This is a genomic window from Idiomarina ramblicola (assembly GCF_003987255.1).
Classification (GTDB): domain Bacteria; phylum Pseudomonadota; class Gammaproteobacteria; order Enterobacterales; family Alteromonadaceae; genus Idiomarina; species Idiomarina ramblicola.
Map to the genome: position 1 here is coordinate 359,941 of NZ_PIQC01000003.1, position 19,550 is coordinate 379,490.

Annotated in this window: 19 protein-coding genes; 9 read left to right on the plus strand and 10 right to left on the minus strand. The window is 49.2% G+C overall.

Features of this window, described 5'->3' with window-relative positions; all coding sequences use genetic code 11:
• The 4 genes from aceE to ampD form a co-directional block, all read right to left on the minus strand.
• Entirely contained in the window at positions 1–2,673 is a 2,673-nt protein-coding gene (gene aceE / locus CWI78_RS04980) for a pyruvate dehydrogenase (acetyl-transferring), homodimeric type (protein ID WP_126780839.1), read from the minus strand.
• A gap of 25 nt (positions 2,674–2,698) precedes the next feature.
• Positions 2,699–3,445 (minus strand): pyruvate dehydrogenase complex transcriptional repressor PdhR, encoded by a 747-nt coding sequence (gene pdhR / locus CWI78_RS04985; RefSeq protein WP_126780841.1) that lies wholly within the window; start codon positions 3,443–3,445, stop codon positions 2,699–2,701.
• 85 nt (positions 3,446–3,530) lie between these two features.
• Entirely contained in the window at positions 3,531–4,361 is an 831-nt protein-coding gene (ampE, locus tag CWI78_RS04990) for a beta-lactamase regulator AmpE (RefSeq protein WP_126780843.1), read from the minus strand.
• 10 nt (positions 4,362–4,371) lie between these two features.
• On the minus strand, positions 4,372–4,920 hold the full coding sequence (gene ampD / locus CWI78_RS04995) for a 1,6-anhydro-N-acetylmuramyl-L-alanine amidase AmpD (protein ID WP_126780844.1): 549 nt from the start codon (positions 4,918–4,920) through the stop codon (positions 4,372–4,374).
• A 67-nt stretch (positions 4,921–4,987) separates the two neighbouring features.
• Between ampD and nadC the strand changes: the two genes are divergently transcribed.
• From nadC to yacG, 8 genes are all read left to right on the plus strand, one after another.
• On the plus strand, positions 4,988–5,860 hold the full coding sequence (gene nadC / locus CWI78_RS05000) for a carboxylating nicotinate-nucleotide diphosphorylase (RefSeq protein ID WP_126780846.1): 873 nt from the start codon (positions 4,988–4,990) through the stop codon (positions 5,858–5,860).
• Positions 5,861–5,946: 86 nt separating this feature from the next.
• A complete protein-coding gene (locus CWI78_RS05005; protein ID WP_126780848.1) occupies positions 5,947–6,429 on the plus strand; it encodes a pilin in 483 nt (160 codons plus the stop codon).
• A complete protein-coding gene (locus CWI78_RS05010) occupies positions 6,429–7,730 on the plus strand; it encodes a GspE/PulE family protein (RefSeq protein ID WP_126780850.1) in 1,302 nt (433 codons plus the stop codon). The genes CWI78_RS05005 and CWI78_RS05010 overlap by 1 nt, the downstream gene beginning before the upstream one ends.
• Entirely contained in the window at positions 7,717–8,892 is a 1,176-nt protein-coding gene (locus CWI78_RS05015) for a type II secretion system F family protein (RefSeq protein WP_126780852.1), read from the plus strand. Before CWI78_RS05010 ends, CWI78_RS05015 begins: the two co-directional genes overlap by 14 nt.
• Positions 8,893–8,910: 18 nt before the next feature.
• The gene (locus CWI78_RS05020) at positions 8,911–9,771 is read left to right on the plus strand and encodes a prepilin peptidase (RefSeq protein ID WP_126780854.1); all 861 of its coding nucleotides are present in this window, start codon (positions 8,911–8,913) and stop codon (positions 9,769–9,771) included.
• A 3-nt stretch (positions 9,772–9,774) separates the two neighbouring features.
• Positions 9,775–10,383, plus strand: a complete 609-nt coding sequence (coaE, locus tag CWI78_RS05025; RefSeq protein ID WP_126780855.1) for a dephospho-CoA kinase — start codon at positions 9,775–9,777, stop codon at positions 10,381–10,383.
• 40 nt (positions 10,384–10,423) lie between these two features.
• A complete protein-coding gene (gene zapD / locus CWI78_RS05030) occupies positions 10,424–11,191 on the plus strand; it encodes a cell division protein ZapD (protein ID WP_126780857.1) in 768 nt (255 codons plus the stop codon).
• Positions 11,188–11,382 (plus strand): DNA gyrase inhibitor YacG, encoded by a 195-nt coding sequence (gene yacG / locus CWI78_RS05035; RefSeq protein ID WP_126780859.1) that lies wholly within the window; start codon positions 11,188–11,190, stop codon positions 11,380–11,382. Before zapD ends, yacG begins: the two co-directional genes overlap by 4 nt.
• 1 nt (position 11,383) lies before the next feature.
• Here the strand turns inward: yacG and mutT are convergent, their stop codons facing one another.
• The 3 genes from mutT to CWI78_RS05050 form a co-directional block, all read right to left on the minus strand.
• Positions 11,384–11,800: an 8-oxo-dGTP diphosphatase MutT gene (gene mutT / locus CWI78_RS05040; RefSeq protein WP_126780862.1), complete on the minus strand. Its 417-nt coding sequence runs from the start codon at positions 11,798–11,800 to the stop codon at positions 11,384–11,386.
• A 6-nt stretch (positions 11,801–11,806) separates the two neighbouring features.
• The gene (gene secA / locus CWI78_RS05045; protein WP_126780864.1) at positions 11,807–14,527 is read right to left on the minus strand and encodes a preprotein translocase subunit SecA; all 2,721 of its coding nucleotides are present in this window, start codon (positions 14,525–14,527) and stop codon (positions 11,807–11,809) included.
• 83 nt (positions 14,528–14,610) lie between these two features.
• Positions 14,611–15,543: a M23 family metallopeptidase gene (locus CWI78_RS05050; protein WP_126780866.1), complete on the minus strand. Its 933-nt coding sequence runs from the start codon at positions 15,541–15,543 to the stop codon at positions 14,611–14,613.
• Between the two features lie 34 nt (positions 15,544–15,577).
• On the opposite strand from CWI78_RS05050, the gene CWI78_RS05055 reads away from it, so the two are divergent.
• Positions 15,578–16,036, plus strand: coding sequence for a DUF721 domain-containing protein (locus CWI78_RS05055; protein ID WP_126780868.1), 459 nt, complete (start codon positions 15,578–15,580; stop codon positions 16,034–16,036).
• On the opposite strand, the gene lpxC is transcribed toward CWI78_RS05055, so the two are convergent.
• The 3 genes from lpxC to ftsA form a co-directional block, all read right to left on the minus strand.
• Positions 16,033–16,953 (minus strand): UDP-3-O-acyl-N-acetylglucosamine deacetylase, encoded by a 921-nt coding sequence (gene lpxC / locus CWI78_RS05060; RefSeq protein WP_126780870.1) that lies wholly within the window; start codon positions 16,951–16,953, stop codon positions 16,033–16,035. The two genes, CWI78_RS05055 and lpxC, sit on opposite strands and share 4 nt — an antisense overlap.
• A 124-nt stretch (positions 16,954–17,077) precedes the next feature.
• Positions 17,078–18,274 (minus strand): cell division protein FtsZ, encoded by a 1,197-nt coding sequence (ftsZ, locus tag CWI78_RS05065; protein WP_126780872.1) that lies wholly within the window; start codon positions 18,272–18,274, stop codon positions 17,078–17,080.
• A 39-nt stretch (positions 18,275–18,313) separates the two neighbouring features.
• Positions 18,314–19,546 carry a cell division protein FtsA gene (gene ftsA, locus CWI78_RS05070; RefSeq protein WP_054489880.1) on the minus strand — a complete coding sequence of 411 codons (1,233 nt, stop codon included), beginning with the start codon at positions 19,544–19,546 and terminating at the stop codon, positions 18,314–18,316.
• Positions 19,547–19,550: the final 4 nt, after the last annotated feature.

Consider the following 19,550-nt stretch of genomic DNA (forward strand, 5'->3'; position numbering starts at 1 on the left):
TTATGCTAAACGCGGGTTCAGCTTGTCAGTGTCGATATCGTAGTCTTTGATAGCTTTAGCCACCACTTTCTTATCGATATCCCCCTGGTCCGCTAATTCTTTTAGCGCCGCAACCACAATGTATTGTGGGTTAATTTCAAAATGCTTACGCAAATTACCGCGACTGTCTGAGCGTCCATAACCATCGGTACCCAATACACGGTAAGAGGTTGGAACCCAGGCACGGACCTGGTCGGCATACAATTTCATGTAGTCCGTAGCAGCCACTGCCGGTCCTTTTGCCTTCTTCATGACTTGCGTAATGTAGGCCTCTTTCTCTTTCTTCTCAGGGTGCAGCATGTTCCAGCGGTCGTTATCCAGACCGTCGCGCGCCAGTTCATTGAATGAAGTTACGCTGTAAACCGTTGAGTTGATATCGTACTCTTCAGACAAGATTGTGGCCGCTTCACGTACTTGCTGCAAAATGGTGCCGCTGCCTAACAACTGAACGTCGCCTTTGGCTTTGTTCTTGGCCTTCACTTTATCTAGCTCGTAAATACCTTTGATGATGCCTTCTTCGACACCTTCCGGCATTTCTGGCTGATGGTAGTTTTCGTTCATTACCGTCAGGTAATAGAAAACGTTTTCCTGATCGCCAAACATGCGCTTCAGGCCATCGTGCACGATAACCGCAATTTCATAACCGTAAGTCGGGTCATAGCTAATGCAGTTCGGCACCGTGCCAAAGTGAACCAGGCTGTGTCCGTCCTGATGCTGCAGACCTTCGCCATTGAGCGTTGTGCGACCGGCGGTACCACCGACCAGGAAGCCCCGGGTCTGGCTGTCGCCTGCAGCCCAGACTAAATCGCCCACACGCTGGAAACCGAACATGGAGTAGTAAATGTAGAACGGAATCATCGGTTCGTTGTTTAGCGAGTAACTGGTACCCGCTGCAACCCAGGATGCCATAGCACCCAGTTCGTTGATGCCTTCCTGAATCACCTGACCTTTCTTATCTTCACGATAATAAGCCACCTGGTCTTTATCCTGCGGCGTGTATTTCTGCCCGTGGTGCGAGTAAATACCGACCTGACGGAACAAGCCTTCCATACCAAAAGTACGGGCTTCATCCGGAATGATTGGCACAATACGTTTACCAATTTTCTTGTCTTTCAGCAGCGCGGTCAACACGCGAACAAAGGCCATGGTGGAGGAAATTTCACGATCCCCTGAACCTTTCAGCACCGCGTCAAACGCTTTTAATGCCGGCAGTTCCAGCTCCACATCGCTCTCGGGACGACGTACTGGCATATACCCACCGAGCTTCTCGCGACGCTCGTTCAGGTACTTCATTTCATCACTGTCGTCGTCAAACTTGTAGTACGGCAGGTCTTCCAGTTCTTTGTCTTCAAACGGAATATTGAAACGGTCGCGCATGTGCTTAACCGCATCCAGATCCATTTTCTTAACCTGGTGGGCAATGTTTTTGCCTTCGCCCGCTGCGCCCATGCCGTAACCTTTAACGGTTTTCGCTAAAATAACCTGTGGACGGCCTTTGGTGTTTACCGCTTTGTGATAGGCCGAGTATACTTTGACCGGATCGTGACCACCGCGGTTTAAGCGCCAGATGTCTTCGTCAGATAAGTTGGCGACCATTTCTTCGGTTTCAGGGTACTTACCAAAGAAGTTTTCACGGGTGAACTTACCGCCTTTGGCTTTGAAGTTCTGGTAATCACCGTCAACGGTTTCTTCCATTAACTGTTGTAATTTACCTTCGGTATCGCGATACAGCAGTGGATCCCAGTAGCGACCCCAAATCACTTTAATCACTTCCCAACCAGCGCCATGGAAGTTACCTTCCAGTTCCTGGATAATTTTGCCATTACCACGTACCGGGCCGTCTAAGCGCTGTAAGTTACAGTTGATAACAAAGGTCAGGTTATCCAGCTCTTCGCGAGCCGCCAGACCAATAGCACCTAAGCTTTCTGGCTCATCGGTTTCGCCGTCACCTAAGAAGCAGTAAACACGCTGTTTCGAGCAGTCTTTAATGCCACGGTCAGTCAAATACTTAAGGAAACGGGCTAAATAGATAGCCTGAATTGGACCTAAGCCCATAGAAACCGTCGGGAACTGCCAGAAGTCAGGCATTAAGTTCGGGTGCGGATAAGAAGGTAAGCCTATGCCGTCGACTTCCTGACGGAAGTTATTGAGTTGCTCTTCGGTTAGGCGGCCTTCAATGAAGGCACGACCGTAAATGCCGGGAGACACATGCCCCTGAATAAACAGGAAGTCGCCGCCGTCACCTTCACTCGGTGCACGGAAAAAGTGGTTAAAGCCCACATCGTACAACATGGCTGAAGAGGCAAAACTGGCAAGGTGCCCGCCCAGCTCTTCGCCTTTTTTTGATGCCCGCAATACCATCATGGCAGCATTCCAGCGAATAGCTGAGCGAATGCGCGATTCCAGCGTCTGGTTACCCGGCATGGTCGGTTCCTGACTCGCCGGAATGGTATTCAAATACGCCGTTGTTGGTTTATAAGGTAAATAAGCACCGTTACGACGGGCTTTATCGACCAGCTGTTCTAACAGGAAGTGTGCTCGCTCGGGGCCTTCTGCCTCAAGCACACCTTCAAGAGCGTCTAACCACTCCAGAGTTTCCTGCTGGTCGACATCTTTGTTTAATTCTTCACTCATAGCTATTCCTTACCTTTTTATCAATTCAGGAACGTCGTAGCGAACGTTGAATGCGTGACTGTTCTTTGCCTAAGTCTAACAATGTCTGTTCAATATAGGCCAAATGTTGGTGACACGCATCCCGCGCTTGCTCCGGTTGGCCAGCAACAATGGCACTCACCAGCTGCTGACGGTGTTGATTCAGTTTCTCCAGCAAGCCTTCACGGCCGGCCAGTATTTCCAGGTTCTGGCGAATATTCTCCGCCAGCAATTCCTGCATGCCGTGTACAACATGCAACAAAATAACGTTATGCGAGGCTTCAGCAATACGGTGGTAGAACTCAACCAAGGCATCAACCTGTTTATCAATGCTGCTCGTTTGGCTACCAACAATGCTTTTTATACTCTCAGATATGCGATCCAGATCGGCATCGGTACCTCTTAACGCGGCGTAAAATGAGGAAATGCCTTCCAGCGCATGACGGAACTCGAGCAAGTCAAATTGCGACTCTGGGTGTTTGGCCAGCAATTCAAACAAAGGTTCGGTTAGTTGTTCGTTCATGCTGTTAACCACGTAAGTTCCGCCACCCTGGCGACGCTCTACCACACCTTTGGCTTCCAGCTTTTGAATGGCTTCACGCAACGAGGGCCGTGACACCTTAAACTGCTGTGCCAACTGCCGCTCTGACGGTAGTTTTTGCCCGGCACCCAGTCGCCCGTCCACTATCATCTGCTCAAGATGAGCGACGATAGTGTCGGATAACTTTGTTTGTTTTATGGGTAAATCCGGCATAACGGTAAATTGGTCAGACCAAAAGATGCGGTTATTCTAAATCATTTACTTGCTGAGCCCAAATTTTTCTTAGCTGGTACTACCTCTAACTGACCCAGCCTGCCAGGGTCAATGCAGCAATAACGCACACCCAGAATATCTGCTGACGACGCATTAAGCGCAACTGACAGGCAGCATGTTCGGTTCTGTCATCGGCGTGCTGAGGCGTATCTTCTGCCTTATCGGCAACATCAAAAAGCAACTTATCGGGGTTCACCTGAGGGTTCAAACTGTGCTGCAACCACACGGGAAGCGCCCGTGAAAAATGCCCGACGACCAGCAGACCAAAAGCTGACAACCTGACCGGAACCCAGTCAGCAAACCACACCAACTGCTGCCATGGCTTATCCGACTCCGGTTCTTGTTCTTCGATGCGGTTCTCAGCGTAGCGTAAGGTCGCGTAAACTAGTGCACCAAAGCTGCCGAACAACACAAAATAGAACATCACCGCAATATATTGCCGATAATTGATCCAGATTAGAGAGTCGCTGAGTTGTTGTGGCTGATGACGGCCGGCAAACTCAGTTAAGGCTAACTGACGCTCATTCACCTGTTGCTCATCACCGCGGTTGGCTGCTTTTAAGTAAGCTTTGTAGTCTTTACGCGCTGGTTCACAATTGATTGCCAGCAACAGCGCCAAAATGCTGACAATAAAGGTCACCATCAAGTTATCCAGCAGCACAACCAAAAAGCCAACCACTAATGCCGGAATCAATAGACGAACCAGTTGCAGCGGTTCGCTTTCCCATTTTTCATTCTTGAGCCGTGCCGAACTCCAACGTTGCCAGCGTTCTAAATAAAACGACCAGTGTAAAAAAGCCGGACTGTGATACAAACGCTCAACGCTTAATGCAATCAGCAACGCAATGAGGACCATTCATGACTCCTTATAAGGCACTTAAGTAGGTTTGCCAGTCAAATTCACTGCCGGGATCGGTTTTTCGACCCGGGGCGATATCCTGATGGCCGACAATACGCCGACGATTCAACTTTGGGTATGTGGCTATGAGCGCCTCAGTGACCGCAATTAACTGTTCATACTGTTGTTCAGTATAGGCGCTGTCGTCGGTTCCTTCGAGCTCAATTCCAATACTGAAATCGTTACACCGACCGCGGCCGCAATATCTCGACATACCAGCGTGCCAGGCTCGTTTATCGAAGGGCACGTATTGCTCCAGCGTGCCGTCGCGGCGGATCACACAATGTGCAGACACCCGGAGCCCTTCCAGGATCGAAAAATCCGGATGCGCGTCGGTTTCCAGCTCGCCCATAAACAATTGACGCACATACGGCGTGTCGTATTCACCCTCGGGCAGGCTGATGCAATGAATGACCAGCAGACTGATCTCATCGGTCTGTGGGCGCTCGTCATAGTGCGGAGACGGGTACTGCACTGCCGTTGTTATTTTATGATTTTTTATCGGGTCGCTTTTCACGGGCTCAACAAAACGGTAAAGTTTGCCCCCTAGTATCCGTATTGTCTGCTAAAAGGTAAAGCCATCTATGAGTCAGCCCGAGCTGCAACTTGCCATTCAGGACGGTGTCAGTGCCGCACTGAAGGAAGATTTATTCGGCGAAGACGCCAACCATGATATTACCGCGCAATTGATTCTTGAGCAGAGTCGCTCCCATGCCAGCATTATTACCCGGGAAGATGCTGTGATTTGTGGCTGTGGCTGGGTAGACCAAGTATTTCGCCAGCTTGGGCAACAAGTGGAAATTGAGTGGCTGGTGAAAGACGGCGATAAAGTAAAAGCCAATGCCGAGCTGTGCCGCCTGAAAGGTCCAAGTCGTATTTTGCTGACTGGCGAGCGTACTGCGCTTAACTTTTTACAAACCTTGTCAGCAACCGCCACCACCACTTACCAGTACAGTAAGCTACTGGATGGCTATAAGACGCAACTGCTGGATACCCGTAAAACGTTGCCCGGTATGCGTTTGGCACAAAAATATGCGGTGCGTTGTGGTGGCGGTGTGAATCACCGTATTGGTTTATTTGACGCTTACCTGATTAAAGAAAATCATATTTTCGCTTGTGGCGGTATTACTCAGGCCGTTGCGGCGGCGAAACGCCTGAATCCGGACAAAACCGTGGAAGTGGAAGTTGAGAATCTGGATGAGTTCTCACAGGCTTTAGCGGCAAAAGCGGACGTGATCATGCTGGATAACTTTAGCGTGGAAGATATTGAACAGGCAGTGAAACAGAACCAGGCTAATGAAGCACATACGGCGAAGCTGGAAGTGTCCGGTAACATTACCGACGCCCGTTTGCAGGAACTTGCCGCTACCGGGGTCGACTTTATCTCTTCCGGCGCGTTGACCAAGAACATTCAAGCCATTGATTTATCAATGAGAATTTCAGAAGATAGCGAATAGATAGCGAATAACTTACAGGAAAATAGAATTTACTAACTGGCGCTGATGAACCACAGTTCTGCTGTTTTTAAACAGGGAGCTGTCTTATGCAGGAAGCACACTTTCGCCGTTTACCCGTTCTTCGTTTTTCCGGTAACGGTTTTAGTCTTATCGAGATGATGGTCGTGGTGGCCATCATTGCCATTCTCTCGGCCATTGCCGTTCCGTCCTACACCTACTACACCCAGCAAGCCAAAGTCAGCAAAGCTTTGGCACACGCGCAACCACTTCAATTGGGTATTGCTTTATGCTGGCAAATTGAAGGGCAGTTAAACCAGTGCAATCAAGCAGGCAACAACGGCATTCCCGCTTTACCGTCGCCATTACCCGATGAACTCAATGATCTCAGCCTGAGCCAGTCTGCCGCGGTAAGATTAACGCTCAACGAAGTCAGTATTAACAATCAGCCACTGCAGATTGAACTGACCCCCAACGCTGCAACGACTCATTTAGCCTGGACCATTGCCTGCTCTGATTTTAGCGAGGCGCGTTCGGTGGTGAAGAACTGTGAACAACAGGTAAGCTACTAATGAGTTTTATCGCCCGTTGCTCTCTTACCCACCTTAGCGCGCACCTGAATGCAGGAAAGGCCGGAGCCGATCCTTTTCTGTCGGAGCACGGCCTGCTTCTCTTTGCCGAAAGCGAGCACTGGGTTTTGCTGTTACAGCGGCCGGGGTTTCCGTCTGTGGATTCAGTGTTGTTAAGTTTCTACAGTGAAAAGCAGGTGCTGATTATTCAGGGGGAAGGGGAACTTCCCGGTCTTCAACTGGCACATGACTCGGCTATTGAGTATGTCGAGCAACTGCTACTGCATTGCTCTGACAACGGTCTGTCGGATCTTCACTTGCAGCCACAACGCGATGGTTTTGTCGTCAGAGGTCGTGAAGCCGGAGAGTTAAATCGTCTGGACTTTCTGGCTATTGATTTCGGGCAGCAGGTGTATTCACGTATTAAGGTGCTCGCTAACCTCGATTTAACCGAGCAACGCCAGCCGCAGGATGGTCGACTGTCGGTGCTTTCAGAAAATAACCGACAACATGAGTTTCGCTTAAGTTGCTGCCCGGTTATTGGCGGTGAGAAATTAGTACTCCGATGCTTACAGCCAACACACAATATTACCCCGCTGCAACAGACCGGCTTACTGAAAGAACAATACCATTGGTTTGCCCAAAGCCTTGCTCAAAGCCAGGGATTAATTCTAGTTACCGGCCCCACCGGCAGCGGCAAAACTTCGACGCTTTATAGCGCAATGAGTCAATTAAATACCGAACACAGTAATATCTGCAGCGTCGAAGATCCGGTTGAAGTTCCTCTTCCTGGCTGCAGTCAGGTCATGGTTAATACGCGTCAGGGCTTAACCTTCGCGAATATTCTCAGAGCCCTGCTAAGGCAAGATCCGGATGTCATTCTTATTGGCGAAATCCGCGATGCAGAAACGGCAAAAATTGCCGTACAAGCGGCTCAAACCGGGCATCTGGTGCTCAGCTCACTGCACACCAACAGTTGTCTCGACAGTATAAAACGGCTGGAGTCATTAGGAATTAATCCGCTTGATATCAGAAGTTCTCTAAAGCTGATTGTCAGCCAACGCTTATTCGCTGTACAGCAACCGCAAAGTGGTACAACACAAAAGCGCCAGGCGGTTTATGAAGTTGTGCCCTGGTTAGAGCAGGCTGAGGCTCTATTTAAAACAGAAACAGGCAATGACGAACTGCGCCGTTATTTGCAGCCGTTAATGCTTCCTGATTTTTCACAAGCCTTGCAGCATTATATTGATGCAGGTCTTATCAACGGCGCAGAAAAGGAGCGCTTTGCTTATGAAGCTGATTAATTACTGCTGGTACTGGCAGGCCAAGAAACACTGTGGCCTGGTTCATGCTGACTCGGCGCTTCAGGCAAAACAGTTATTATCGCAGCACCAAATTCAATGTACCAAAATAAACCGCCTGTCGGGCAGACAGCTCAAACGCTATCAACCTAAGCTGTCGCTCTGGTATGAGTTTCTTCAGCAAACAGCCAGTTTGCTGGCAAGCGGACTAGCACTGTCCGAAGCATTACGACACAGTATTTGTGAAACCCAATCCAAGGGACTGCGTTGGCTCATTGAAGACTGCATTCGCCACATTGAACGAGGTTTATCCTTTAGCCGTGCCTTGGCTGATTACAAGAGCTGGTTACCGGAAGCTGATATCAACGCCATAGCCTGGGCGGAGCAAACAGGGAAACTTGCCGATTCGCTGAACCAGCTGCAACGGCTTGCTGAACGGCAACAGCAACTCAAAAAGCAATTAGGTAAAGCCATGCGATACCCGGTTATTGTGTTAGTGGTAGCCGCCGTCGTTTGTCTGATGATGGTGGGCTGGGTACTCCCCAGTTTCGCGCAGCTATTCGGCGAGGGTGAATTACCCTGGCTAACCGCTACGCTGCTGAATGCCTCGGCAGTTTTGCGGGAACAGGCGGTTATTATCATCAGTCTGATATCGGTCGTTGCCGGGGTGATAATCGTGATTAGAAATAAAGCCCCGTTGCTTTGGCAACAGGCATTGGCTCGTCTACCGATTATTGGGCAACTGCTTCAGGATAACCAATTACAGCAGTTGTTTCATCGTTTAGCAGTAGCCTTGCACGCCGGTATTGAAACACGACAAGCACTCAGCAGTGCGCAATCTTCCCTCACCTGGTTACCCCATCGTTTGGCATTACAGCGGGTGCGGCAACAACTGGAGTCCGGTAACGGCTGGGTTGACAGCTTTCGTACGAGCGCTCTTGATGACCCCCGTACACTGAGCTTTCTTAAAGTTGCTGAGCAAAGCGGTAAAATCGATAATGCCTTTTCAGCACTTGCTGATTTTCGGCAACAGCGCTTTGAGCAAAACTGTGAACGCCTGATTGGTCTGGCAGAACCCTTGCTGATGGTGGTTTTAGGCGGCATTATAGGCACTCTTTTGGTGGCTATGTATTTACCGCTGTTTTCTATGGGGCAGCACTTTTAAATATTAAGGAACAGAAGTATGGAACACTTGCTCGCTGCTGAGTCGGTACCAACATTGGTACTTGCTCTGGTACTGGGAGCCGTTATCGGCAGCTTCCTGAATGTTGTTATCGTTCGATTGCCGGTGCAAATGCAACGTCAGTGGCAACGCGAATGTGCGGAAATGAACGGTAAACCGGTAACCGAGCAAGATCACTTTTCTATTGCTGTGCCGGGCTCACACTGCCCTGAGTGCAAAGCCACCATTGCCTGGTACGACAATATCCCCCTGCTGAGTTACCTGGTCTTACGCGCCCGCTGTCGCCACTGCCAGTCCCGTATTCCGGTCACCTACTGGCTGGTTGAAATACTCAGTTGCCTGACATTTGGGTTGGTCGCCTGGTACTATGGGTTCAGCATGACGGCGCTGGTTTATGTCACGGTCTTTTCGCTATTGATCTGTCTGCTGGTTATTGACTCGCGACACCAGTTACTTCCTGATCAGCTCACCTACCCCCTGCTTTGGATTGCTTTGCTCTGGTCACTGTCTGATAACAGCGCCATGACACCTGATATGGCTATTATCGGGGCAGTTGCCGGGTATTTAAGTTTATGGAGCGTGTACTGGGCCTATAAACTGATAACCGGTAAGGAAGGTATGGGTTATGGCGACTTTAAATTATTGGCGGGCATTACCGCTTTTACCGGAGCAACCCTGTTACCGGTGACCATTCTTGCCAGTTCCCTTTGTGGTGCCGTCATCGGTTTGATTATGTTACGCCGGAAAAGCCATTCACAGCCGATACCTTTTGGGCCTTTTCTCATTGGCGGTGGTTTACTCAGCTACTTTTACGGAACCGAGCTACTGTTCAGCTACTGGCGTTGGTTAGGGGGTCTTTGAGAGATGACTTATGTTGTCGGTTTAACCGGTGGTATCGGTAGCGGTAAATCCGCAGCCACTGCCGAATTTGAAAAGCTGGGCATCGCCGTTGTCGATGCCGATGTTGTGGCACGACAGGTTGTCATGCCGGGTACATCCTGCCTGCAGGCCATTGCTGAGCACTTTGGTTCACATCTAGTCACTAAAAATGGCGAACTTGATCGCAGAGCTCTGCGTCAGCGCGTGTTCTCTAACCCCGAAGAGAAAGAATGGCTGAATAACTTATTGCATCCTGCCATCCGTGAAGAGATTTTAGTCCAACTAGAGCAGGCCAAGTCGCCTTACGTGATTTTATCGGCCCCTCTGTTACTGGAAAATGGCCTGGAGAAATACTGTCAGCGGGTTGTCGTGGTGGACGTTCCGGAAACCGTACAGTTGCAGCGAACTCTTCAGCGCGACAACAGTCCAAAAAAGGAAGTTGAAGCGATTATGCAGGCTCAGCTCAGTCGTGACACACGACGGCAAAAAGCAGACGACATTCTCAACAACGATGGCAGCATCGAAAAACTGCAGCAACAAGTTAAACAATTGCACCAACGCTATCTGGCGGCAATCGTTGCACAGGAAAAGTAATACGCTATTATAGGAACAGACTTCACTAATCGGCAATCGCATGACATCGACTGATAACGACAACATTCTTTATGAATATCCGCTTCAGGAGCGCATGCGAACCTACCTGCGATTAGAGCACGGCTTTGAGCAATTAAAAGCCAGTCAAAAGTGCTTTAAAGAACAGGCTGAACCTTTCTTTAACGCTTTATTTGATGTGACCGAGTTGCTTGAACGCTTTGATATCCGCACGGAACTGAGTAAGGATTTAGAACTCGACACACAACGGTTACAAAAATGGGAAGAACACCCCGACGTTGACCGTGACGCGCTGGGCAAAACCGTCAATGAAATTGAGCATTGTCTTAACCTGCTGCAAGATATTCCAAAGTATTTGCGCGTGTTAAAAGACGATGCGTTATTAGCCAGTATAAGACAGCGTTTTAGCCAGCCAGGAATGAGTGGCCTGTTTGAATTGCCGCAATTACATTTATGGTTGAGTCAGCCCGTTGAAGTAAAACAGCAACAGTGTGAAAACTGGCGTACGACACTGGCTTTTGTCGACTTGGCTATTACCTTAAAACTGACCCTACTACGTGAACAGTCGGTGTTTGTGCCCATGCAAATTCAAAACGGTTTCTTACAGGAAAGTTCCGAGCAGTTACTTGCGATGTTGCGCATTAAGGTACCTCGCTCAGCCAACATTTATCCTGTCATTAGTGGGCATAGACAACGATTTACGGTACGATTCATGCCCTTACCCGGCGGGGAAAATAAAGAAACATCCCTGCAAGATATTGAATTTGAAATTGCAAGGTGCAGTCCATGAGTATAAGTGTTAATTGTCCAACCTGTCAGGCAGAAGTTGAATGGTCAGAGAAGTCTCCTTCCAGACCTTTTTGTAGCGAACGGTGTAAACTCATTGACTTAGGTGAGTGGGCTAACGAAGAGAAAACGATTCCGGGCGAACCCGTTGTCGTAGCCAATGATGACTACAACGACGAACAACAGGATTATTAATTTAGTAAGCGTTTAGTGACTGCATGATGCATTCGACAATGGGTTGATTGGCTTCCGGAAACTGGAACGCATCCAGTTGGTTTTTATCAACCCAGCACCAGTCCTGCCCTTCCAGCTGACGCGCTTCACCATCGTAAGTAAGCACCCACCAGACATCTAATAAAACGCGTTTATCTTTGTACTGATGCTCAATAACCGTGAGTGGCGCCATATCGGTCACATCGATACCGCATTCTTCTTTTAGCTCACGCTGCAATGCTTGCTGGACATTTTCTCCCGGCTCGACTTTTCCACCAGGAAATTCCCACTTTCCACCCTGATGTTGGTCAGGATGACGCTGGGCGATAAAAATTTCACCCTGCTCATTTTCAATCACGCCCACTGCTACATGCACAGCGGGCGATTTTTCGGTTTTCATAGTAACCTACAGTTTACCGTGACAATGTTTGTATTTTTTACCCGACCCGCAAGGGCAAGGTTCATTACGGCCCACTTTCGCGCCTTTTCGAACCGGCTGACCTTGTGTATCGGCAGCGCTCTGTTGCTTTGGCTCCTCAGCCGCCGGACCACTCTGTTCATGACGGAATTCACGAGGTGCGCTATCAGCAGCCCTGCGTTGCTCATCCACGGCATCGACATCTTCCTGAGCACGGACTTTTACCTTGCTCAGAATAGTAACAACATCCAGCTTGAGTGCTTCCAGCATTTCGGTAAAGAGTGCAAAGGCTTCTTTTTTGTACTCTTGTTTCGGGTTTTTCTGTGCATAACCACGTAAGTGAATACCCTGACGCAGGTGATCCATCGCGGCCAAATGCTCTTTCCAGTGCTGATCAAGACTTTGCAGCATAATGGATTTTTCGAAGCGACGCAGCACTTCAGGCCCGACCATTTCTTCTTTCTCCTGGTAAGACTTAACCAGCTCTTCTAGTACCCGTTCGCGCAGAACTTCTTCATGGAAGTGCTCTTCGTCATCCAGCCATTGCTGTAATGGCAGCTCGATATGAAAATCGCCACGAAGACGCTCTTCCAGACCTTTTAAGTCCCACAACTCCGCTAAAGACTGCGGTGGAACATATTCGCTGATAACCTCATTGATCACATCTTCTCTAATGGCCGAGATAGTCTCTGATATATTACCTTCATCCAGCAGTTCATTACGCTGTTCATAAACGACACTACGTTGATCGTTGGCGACATCATCATATTCGAGTAACTGTTTACGTACATCGAAGTTGCGGCCTTCCACTTTACGTTGCGCATTTTCAATAGCTCGCGTTACCCAAGGGTGTTCAATGGCTTCGCCTTCTTTCATACCCAGACGCTTCATCATCGTTGCCATACGATCGGAGGCAAAAATGCGCATCAGAGGATCTTCCAGCGACAGATAAAAACGCGACGAGCCCGGGTCGCCCTGACGACCGGAACGACCACGTAACTGGTTATCGATACGACGCGACTCATGACGCTCAGTACCAATAATATGCAAGCCGCCAGCTTCAATAACGGCGTCGTGCAGCTTCTGCCAGTCTTGTTTTATTGTCTCAATCTTATCGTTGGACGGCTCTTCCAGTTTTTCAACTTCAGCCATCCAGCTTCCGCCTAGCACGATATCGGTACCACGACCGGCCATATTGGTTGCGATAGTAACCGTTCCCGGGCGACCCGCCTGAGCGATGATGTCGGCTTCGTGCTCGTGAAATTTAGCATTCAGTACAGCGTGAGGAATTTTCTTTTTCTTCAGCAACTGCGACAGCAACTCGGAGTTTTCGATAGAAACCGTACCCACTAGCACCGGACGCTTCTGTCGGCGACACTCTTCAATGTCTTCCGCTATGGCTTCGTATTTTTCCAGCGTGGTCAGGTAGATTAGGTCGGCTCTGTCATCACGAACCATCGGCTTGTTGGTTGGCAGCACAATGGTTTCCAGACCGTAAATCGACTGGAACTCAAACGCTTCGGTATCGGCTGTACCGGTCATACCGGCCAATTTGTTGTACAAGCGGAAATAGTTCTGGAAAGTGATTGATGCCAGTGTTTGGTTCTCATTCTGGATTGGCACGCCTTCTTTGGCTTCTACCGCCTGGTGCAAGCCTTCAGACCAGCGGCGCCCTTCCATTGTACGCCCGGTATGCTCATCAACAATAACCACCTTGTCGTCTTTAATGATGTAATCGACATCTTTCTGAAACAGGTGGTGAGCGCGTAATGCCGCATTAATGTGGTGCAATAAACTGATATTGGCAGCTGAATAAAGCGAGTCGTCATCTTCCAGCATGCCTTTTTCTTTCAGCAATTCTTCAATGTGTTCCTGACCGTTCTCGGTCAGATGCAATTGTTTGGCTTTTTCATCAATGGTGAAGTCACCGTCGCCTTTCTCTTCTTCTGTGTCTTCTTCTTCCTGACGGACCAGTTGCGGCACCAGCTCATTCATTTTGCGGTACATTTCAGAACTGTCTTCAGCCGGTCCGGAAATGATCAGTGGCGTTCGTGCTTCATCAATCAGGATGGAGTCAACCTCATCCACCAACGCATAATTGAGTTCGCGCTGCACTCGGTCTTGCGGTGCAAAAGCCATATTATCGCGCAGGTAATCGAAGCCAAATTCGTTATTCGTACCGTAAGTGATATCCGCCTGGTAAGCCGCTTTTTTATCTTCCGGTGCCATGCCCGGAATGTTAAAGGCCACGGTCAGTCCCAGAAAATCAAATAAAGGCTGGTTAAACTCGGCGTCACGCTTGGCCAGGTAATCGTTCACCGTAATAATGTGAACGCCTTTACCGGGTAACGCATTCAGGTAAGCAGGCAAGGTCGCTGTCAGCGTTTTACCTTCACCCGTCTTCATTTCCGCGATGCGGTTGTCGTTGAGTACCATGCCGCCAATTAGCTGCACGTCAAAATGGCGCATACCAAAGACACGCTTACTGGCTTCACGAACGGTTGCAAACGCTTCGGGTAAGATTTTTTCAATGCGCTCGCCTTCGTTCAGGCGCTTACGAAACTCCGTGGTCTTCTCTTTCAGCTCGGCATCATTTAATGCTTCAAACTCGGGTTCCAGCGAATTGATTCGCTCAACGTCTTTCTGCATAGTTTTGAGAATGCGATCGTTGCGACTTCCAAATACTTTTCGAAACAGACTGCCTAGCATGAGATTGATTTATCCTGTGTTACTTTCCTGAACAACAAAAGCGGTACCGAAGTACCGCCTACGTTCTAAATTAATTTACCGAGTTATTGTGAGTCAGCTTTGCGATACACAAATTGGTTAGGGTCAATTTGACGGCCGTTACGCAATACTTCGTAATGAACGTGCGGACCGGTCGAACGACCACTGCTACCCATTTCAGCGATTTGTTGGCCACGGGTGACAACATCCCCTACGGACACCGATAGCTTATCATTATGTCCGTAGCGTGTTTTTAAACCACCACCATGGTCAATTTCGACCAGCATACCGTAACCGTAGCGATCACCCGCCCAGGTTACTACGCCTGCGCCGGTCGCAATAATTTTGACTTCTTCATTATAACTGGCAAAGTCTAACCCTTTATGCATAGCGGGTGTGCCATTAAAAGGGTCTTTACGAACACCATACTGCGAAGACAACCAACCATCTGAAATGGGCCGACCCGCAATGTAGGCATCATTAGTAAGTTGGTGATTCATCATCACAGATTCAAGTAGCGATAGCTGTTTTTGTTTGTCGGAGATTTGCGACAACATATCTTCAATTTCGCTGATCACATCCGTACCGGAACTGTGTGGCAGCTCGGCGACTTCAATTTCCGGCCCGCCAATAGGCAGCTCCTGGTTAAAGTTGAATTCGCCGTTGTCTAAATTAGCGACCCCGGCTAAGCGTTCACCCAACGCATCCAGGCGACGCATCTGGGCTCTTAATTCACCCAGGTAAACTGTCATAGCACCCAGTCTCTTCTGAGTATCTTCTTTCAGCTCTTTTAGCGCTTGTTCCTGCAGCACGAGCTTTTTCTGCTCTTCAGTAATTTTATTCTGAGCTAATGTGGGATCGATGCCCTGGTATTGCCAAGGTTGCCAGGTGGCAAGTCCAACAAAGGCTGCAATGCCGACAAAGGAGAAAAACCGACGTCGACTTAAACGAATACGAAAACGTACTTTGGAGCCTCGATAAAAGACTGATAAACTCATCTGAACTCTCTTATTATTTGCCTACTACGCAACTATGTCACGACACCCGAAAACCCCATCTCAATGGCTTCGTTCCGGTCAACGGACACTGTCGTCAACTTTACGACACTATGCACAGTTTGCCGCCCAACTTTCCCATTGGCAACAATTGTTTCAACAATGCGTTGATAAAAATACCAACCAACACTGCCAATTGCTGAATATCCGCGATGGTCAAATGATCATTCAAGTAGATAACGGTAGTTGGGCAACCCGGCTAAAACTTCAGCAAGCGGCCATTATAACGCATTTTCGTCACAATGCGACGGTCCCGGTGCACAGCCTTTCGATTAAGGTGTCTCCGTCGATGAACAGTTTTAAGAAAAGTATAACGAAACCAAAAGATTCAAATAGCGCAGATCGTTTATTGGCTATGGCGGAAGGGTGTGATGAGCCGTTGAAATCGGAGTTAAAAGCGTTGGCGGCAAAGTTTACCGCCAACGATAAAGGCTAAGCTGTCGTGGTTGCAGGTGACCAGAAAGCAATAGGCGCTTTTTCCTGTTCACCGTCAAAGGTCACAAATTCCCAGGCTGATTCTTGCGCTAATAAAGCCTGAAGCAATTGATTGTTCAGTGCATGACCAGACTTATATGCACGCAGGTGACCCAGGATACTGTGCCCACCCATATACAAGTCGCCAATAGCATCCAGCATTTTGTGTTTTACGAATTCATCATCGTAACGTAAGCCGTCACTGTTCAAAATGCGGAATTCATCCAGCACAACAGCGTTATCAAAACTGCCGCCCAGTGCCAGATTGTTTTCCCGTAAAAACTCAATGTCTTTCATAAAGCCAAAGGTCCGGGCACGACTGATTTCTTTGATAAAAGCGTTAGCGCTAAAGTCAATACTGACCGTTTGCCCTGTGTCTGCGATAGCCGGGTGTTCAAAGTCGATAGCAAAGTCGATACGGAAACCATCGTGGGGTAGCAGTTCCGCCCACTTATCACCGTCTTCGACACGTACCGGCTGTTTGATCCGGATGAACTTTTTCGCTGCTGACTGCTCTTCAATGCCCGCGCTTTGTAGCAGGTAAACAAACGGGTGCGAGCTGCCGTCCATAATTGGAATTTCATGCGAATCGACTTCGATAACCGCATTATCAATTCCAACGCCGGCCAGCGCAGCGAGCAAATGTTCGACGGTAGAAATGCGAACGTTTTCCTCATTGATAAGACAGGTACACAGCTGCGTATCACGCACCCAGTCGGCCCGTGCTGGAATATCCACCACAGGGTCAAGGTCCACACGACGGAATATCAAACCCGTATTAGCCGGCGCAGGCCGTAAAGTAAGGTTTACTTTATTGCCTTTATGCAGCCCAACACCCGTGGTTGATATTGCTTGCTGTAATGTACGTTGCTTAATCATGGTACTTGCTCACCTACCTTTTCTATTCGGTTCGCCCTGACTGACGCCAAAGCGGCCGCATATTATACGACATTTGTCATGGTTCGATCAAATTTTATGCACACTTACACAGAGTTACGTCAAATTAGTCGACCTGTTTTCGCAAAAATGCCGGAATATCCAGGTAATCGAGTTCTTTATCCTGTTTAGCTTTGGCAGCAGGCTGACGTTTTGGTTCCGCTTTCGCCTCTGGTTGTGCCTCTTCCTGCTCTTCGTAACGAGGAGCGGCTGCACCGCGGTCAATATCGCTGCGGTAGGCTGGTTGAGGTTCACGCTTAGGCGCTGCCTGGCCGGTCTTATTAACCAACGAGATATCCGGTTTGCGCTCAGCGCCAATACCCGTAGCGACAACCGTTACACGCAGCTCATCAGACATTTCCGTATCGATAACGGTACCTACAATCACGGTTGCGTTATCTGATGCAAAGGCTTTAACCGTGTTACCGACGGTATCGAGCTCTTCAATGCTCATGTCCATGCCAGCAGTGACGTTAATCAATACACCACGAGCACCGGACAAGTCGATGTCTTCCAATAACGGGCTGTTGATGGCCATTTCTGCCGCTTCCTGCGCACGGTCTTCACCGCTGGCCACACCGGTACCCATCATGGCGGTACCCATTTCTTTCATGACCGCACGAACGTCGGCAAAGTCGACGTTGATAAGACCCGGACGAGTAATCAGCTCAGCAATACCCTGAACCGCACCCAACAATACGTTGTTTGCAGCACTAAAGGCATCCAGTAAGCTGGTCCCACGACCCATTACCTTAAGCAACTTCTCGTTTGGAATGGTAATTAATGAGTCGACACTTTGTGCCAGTGCGTTAATACCTTCGTCGGCTACGGCCATGCGCTTTTTCCCTTCAAACGGGAAAGGCTTGGTCACAACGGCAACGGTCAGAATGCCCAGTTCTTTGGCAACTTCAGCAACCACAGGTGCTGCACCGGTTCCGGTACCACCGCCCATGCCAGCTGCAATAAAGACCATGTCGGCACCTTCTAAGTGGACTTTGATATTCTCGCGGTCCTCTTCTGCCGATTGGCGACCTACTTCAGGGTTGGCGCCAGCGCCAAGACCTTTAGTAATGTCCTGTCCTAATTGAATGGTGACATCTGCCGTATGATTACGCAGAGCCTGCGCATCGGTATTGGCTGCAATAAACTGCACACCTTCAATTGATTCTTTTACCATGTGCTGAACAGCGTTTCCGCCGCCACCACCGACGCCAATCACCTTAATGACGGCTTCGCTTTCGTAATTGTCCATCAGTTCGAACATAATAATTCTCCCTACCTGCTTTTAACGTGCTACCCCAAGTTAAAACTCACCTTTGAACCAACTCTGCACTTTTTGCCAGAGTCCGATCACGTCAGTTTTAGAGCTTTCTTTTTGTGACACAGCGGCATCTTCCTGCCCATACCGTAACAGTCCCACCGCTGTGGCATAAACCGGATCCTCGACGTAATCCCGTAGGCCTTTCATGCCCAGAGGAACGCCGATACGAACCGGCATTTGAAAAATTTCCTCAGCAAAGTCGACGCAACCTTCCATCTTTGCGCTGCCACCGGTGATAACCACTCCGGCTGCGATTTGCTCGTCTAAACCGCTTTGCTGAATTTCGTCCCTGACCAATTCGAATAATTCCTGATAACGCGGCTCCACCACTTCCGACAAAGTATGGCGTGACATCACCCTTGATGGACGTCCGCCCACCGAGGGTACCTCAATGGTGTCTTCCATACTGACCATTTGCCGCAACGCACAAGCATGCTTGGTTTTAATTTCTTCCGCATGATTAGTCGGTGTACGGAAAATTTTGGCAATGTCACTGGTGACCTGATTACCTGCCGCCGGAATAACGGCGGTATGACGCAATACACCGCCCGCGTATATACAAATATCAATGGTGCCGCCGCCTAGATCGACCAGCGCCACACCTAAATCTTTTTCATCATCGGTCAGTACCGATATGCTCGAGGCCAGCGCTGAGAAAATCAGTTTGTCCACCGACAATCCGCAACGCTCAACCGCTTTAATAATATTTTTCGCCATGTCGTTGGCACAGGTAATAATGTGCACTTTGGATTCCATGCGAACACCGGACATGCCAATTGGGCTGCGAATGCTTTCCTGCGAGTCAATCACATACTCCTGCGGCAACACATGCAAAATGCGGCGCTCTTTTGCGATAGGCACTGACTGCGCGGCATGAATCACACTGTCGACGTCGTCTTGCGTAACTTCCGCCTCGTTAATCGGCACCATGCCACTTTCGTTCTGGCAGGAAATATGACGTCCGGAAATGTTCAGGTACACAGACGCCACACGGCAGTCAGCCATCAGTTCGGCTTCATCAACGGCACGCTGGACCGATTGCACCACCAGGTTCAGATCATTGACCCCACCTTTGTCCATACCTCGTGAGGTCGCTGTACCAACGCCGACAACGCTGATCTCATTATCCGGCAGTAATTCGCCAATGAGCGCCGTCACTTTGCTGGTGCCTATATCCAGACCGACAACCATATTGTGTTCTGATGTTTTCGACATACCC

Bases quoted from the DNA above. Each gene is read 5' to 3' on its own strand.
- aceE (WP_126780839.1), bottom strand. From the start codon at position 2,673: ATGAGTGAAGAATTAAACAAAGATGTCGACCAGCAGGAAACTCTGGAG.
- CWI78_RS05050 (WP_126780866.1), bottom strand. From the start codon at position 15,543: ATGAGTTTATCAGTCTTTTATCGAGGCTCCAAAGTACGTTTTCGTATT.
- CWI78_RS05005 (WP_126780848.1), top strand. From the start codon at position 5,947: ATGCAGGAAGCACACTTTCGCCGTTTACCCGTTCTTCGTTTTTCCGGT.
- yacG (WP_126780859.1), top strand. From the start codon at position 11,188: ATGAGTATAAGTGTTAATTGTCCAACCTGTCAGGCAGAAGTTGAATGG.
- coaE (WP_126780855.1), top strand. From the start codon at position 9,775: ATGACTTATGTTGTCGGTTTAACCGGTGGTATCGGTAGCGGTAAATCC.
- secA (WP_126780864.1), bottom strand. From the start codon at position 14,527: ATGCTAGGCAGTCTGTTTCGAAAAGTATTTGGAAGTCGCAACGATCGC.
- ftsZ (WP_126780872.1), bottom strand. From the start codon at position 18,274: ATGTTCGAACTGATGGACAATTACGAAAGCGAAGCCGTCATTAAGGTG.
- CWI78_RS05010 (WP_126780850.1), top strand. From the start codon at position 6,429: ATGAGTTTTATCGCCCGTTGCTCTCTTACCCACCTTAGCGCGCACCTG.
- CWI78_RS05055 (WP_126780868.1), top strand. From the start codon at position 15,578: ATGTCACGACACCCGAAAACCCCATCTCAATGGCTTCGTTCCGGTCAA.
- lpxC (WP_126780870.1), bottom strand. From the start codon at position 16,953: ATGATTAAGCAACGTACATTACAGCAAGCAATATCAACCACGGGTGTT.
- ftsA (WP_054489880.1), bottom strand. From the start codon at position 19,546: ATGTCGAAAACATCAGAACACAATATGGTTGTCGGTCTGGATATAGGC.
- CWI78_RS05020 (WP_126780854.1), top strand. From the start codon at position 8,911: ATGGAACACTTGCTCGCTGCTGAGTCGGTACCAACATTGGTACTTGCT.
- zapD (WP_126780857.1), top strand. From the start codon at position 10,424: ATGACATCGACTGATAACGACAACATTCTTTATGAATATCCGCTTCAG.
- ampE (WP_126780843.1), bottom strand. From the start codon at position 4,361: ATGGTCCTCATTGCGTTGCTGATTGCATTAAGCGTTGAGCGTTTGTAT.
- nadC (WP_126780846.1), top strand. From the start codon at position 4,988: ATGAGTCAGCCCGAGCTGCAACTTGCCATTCAGGACGGTGTCAGTGCC.
- mutT (WP_126780862.1), bottom strand. From the start codon at position 11,800: ATGAAAACCGAAAAATCGCCCGCTGTGCATGTAGCAGTGGGCGTGATT.
- CWI78_RS05015 (WP_126780852.1), top strand. From the start codon at position 7,717: ATGAAGCTGATTAATTACTGCTGGTACTGGCAGGCCAAGAAACACTGT.
- pdhR (WP_126780841.1), bottom strand. From the start codon at position 3,445: ATGCCGGATTTACCCATAAAACAAACAAAGTTATCCGACACTATCGTC.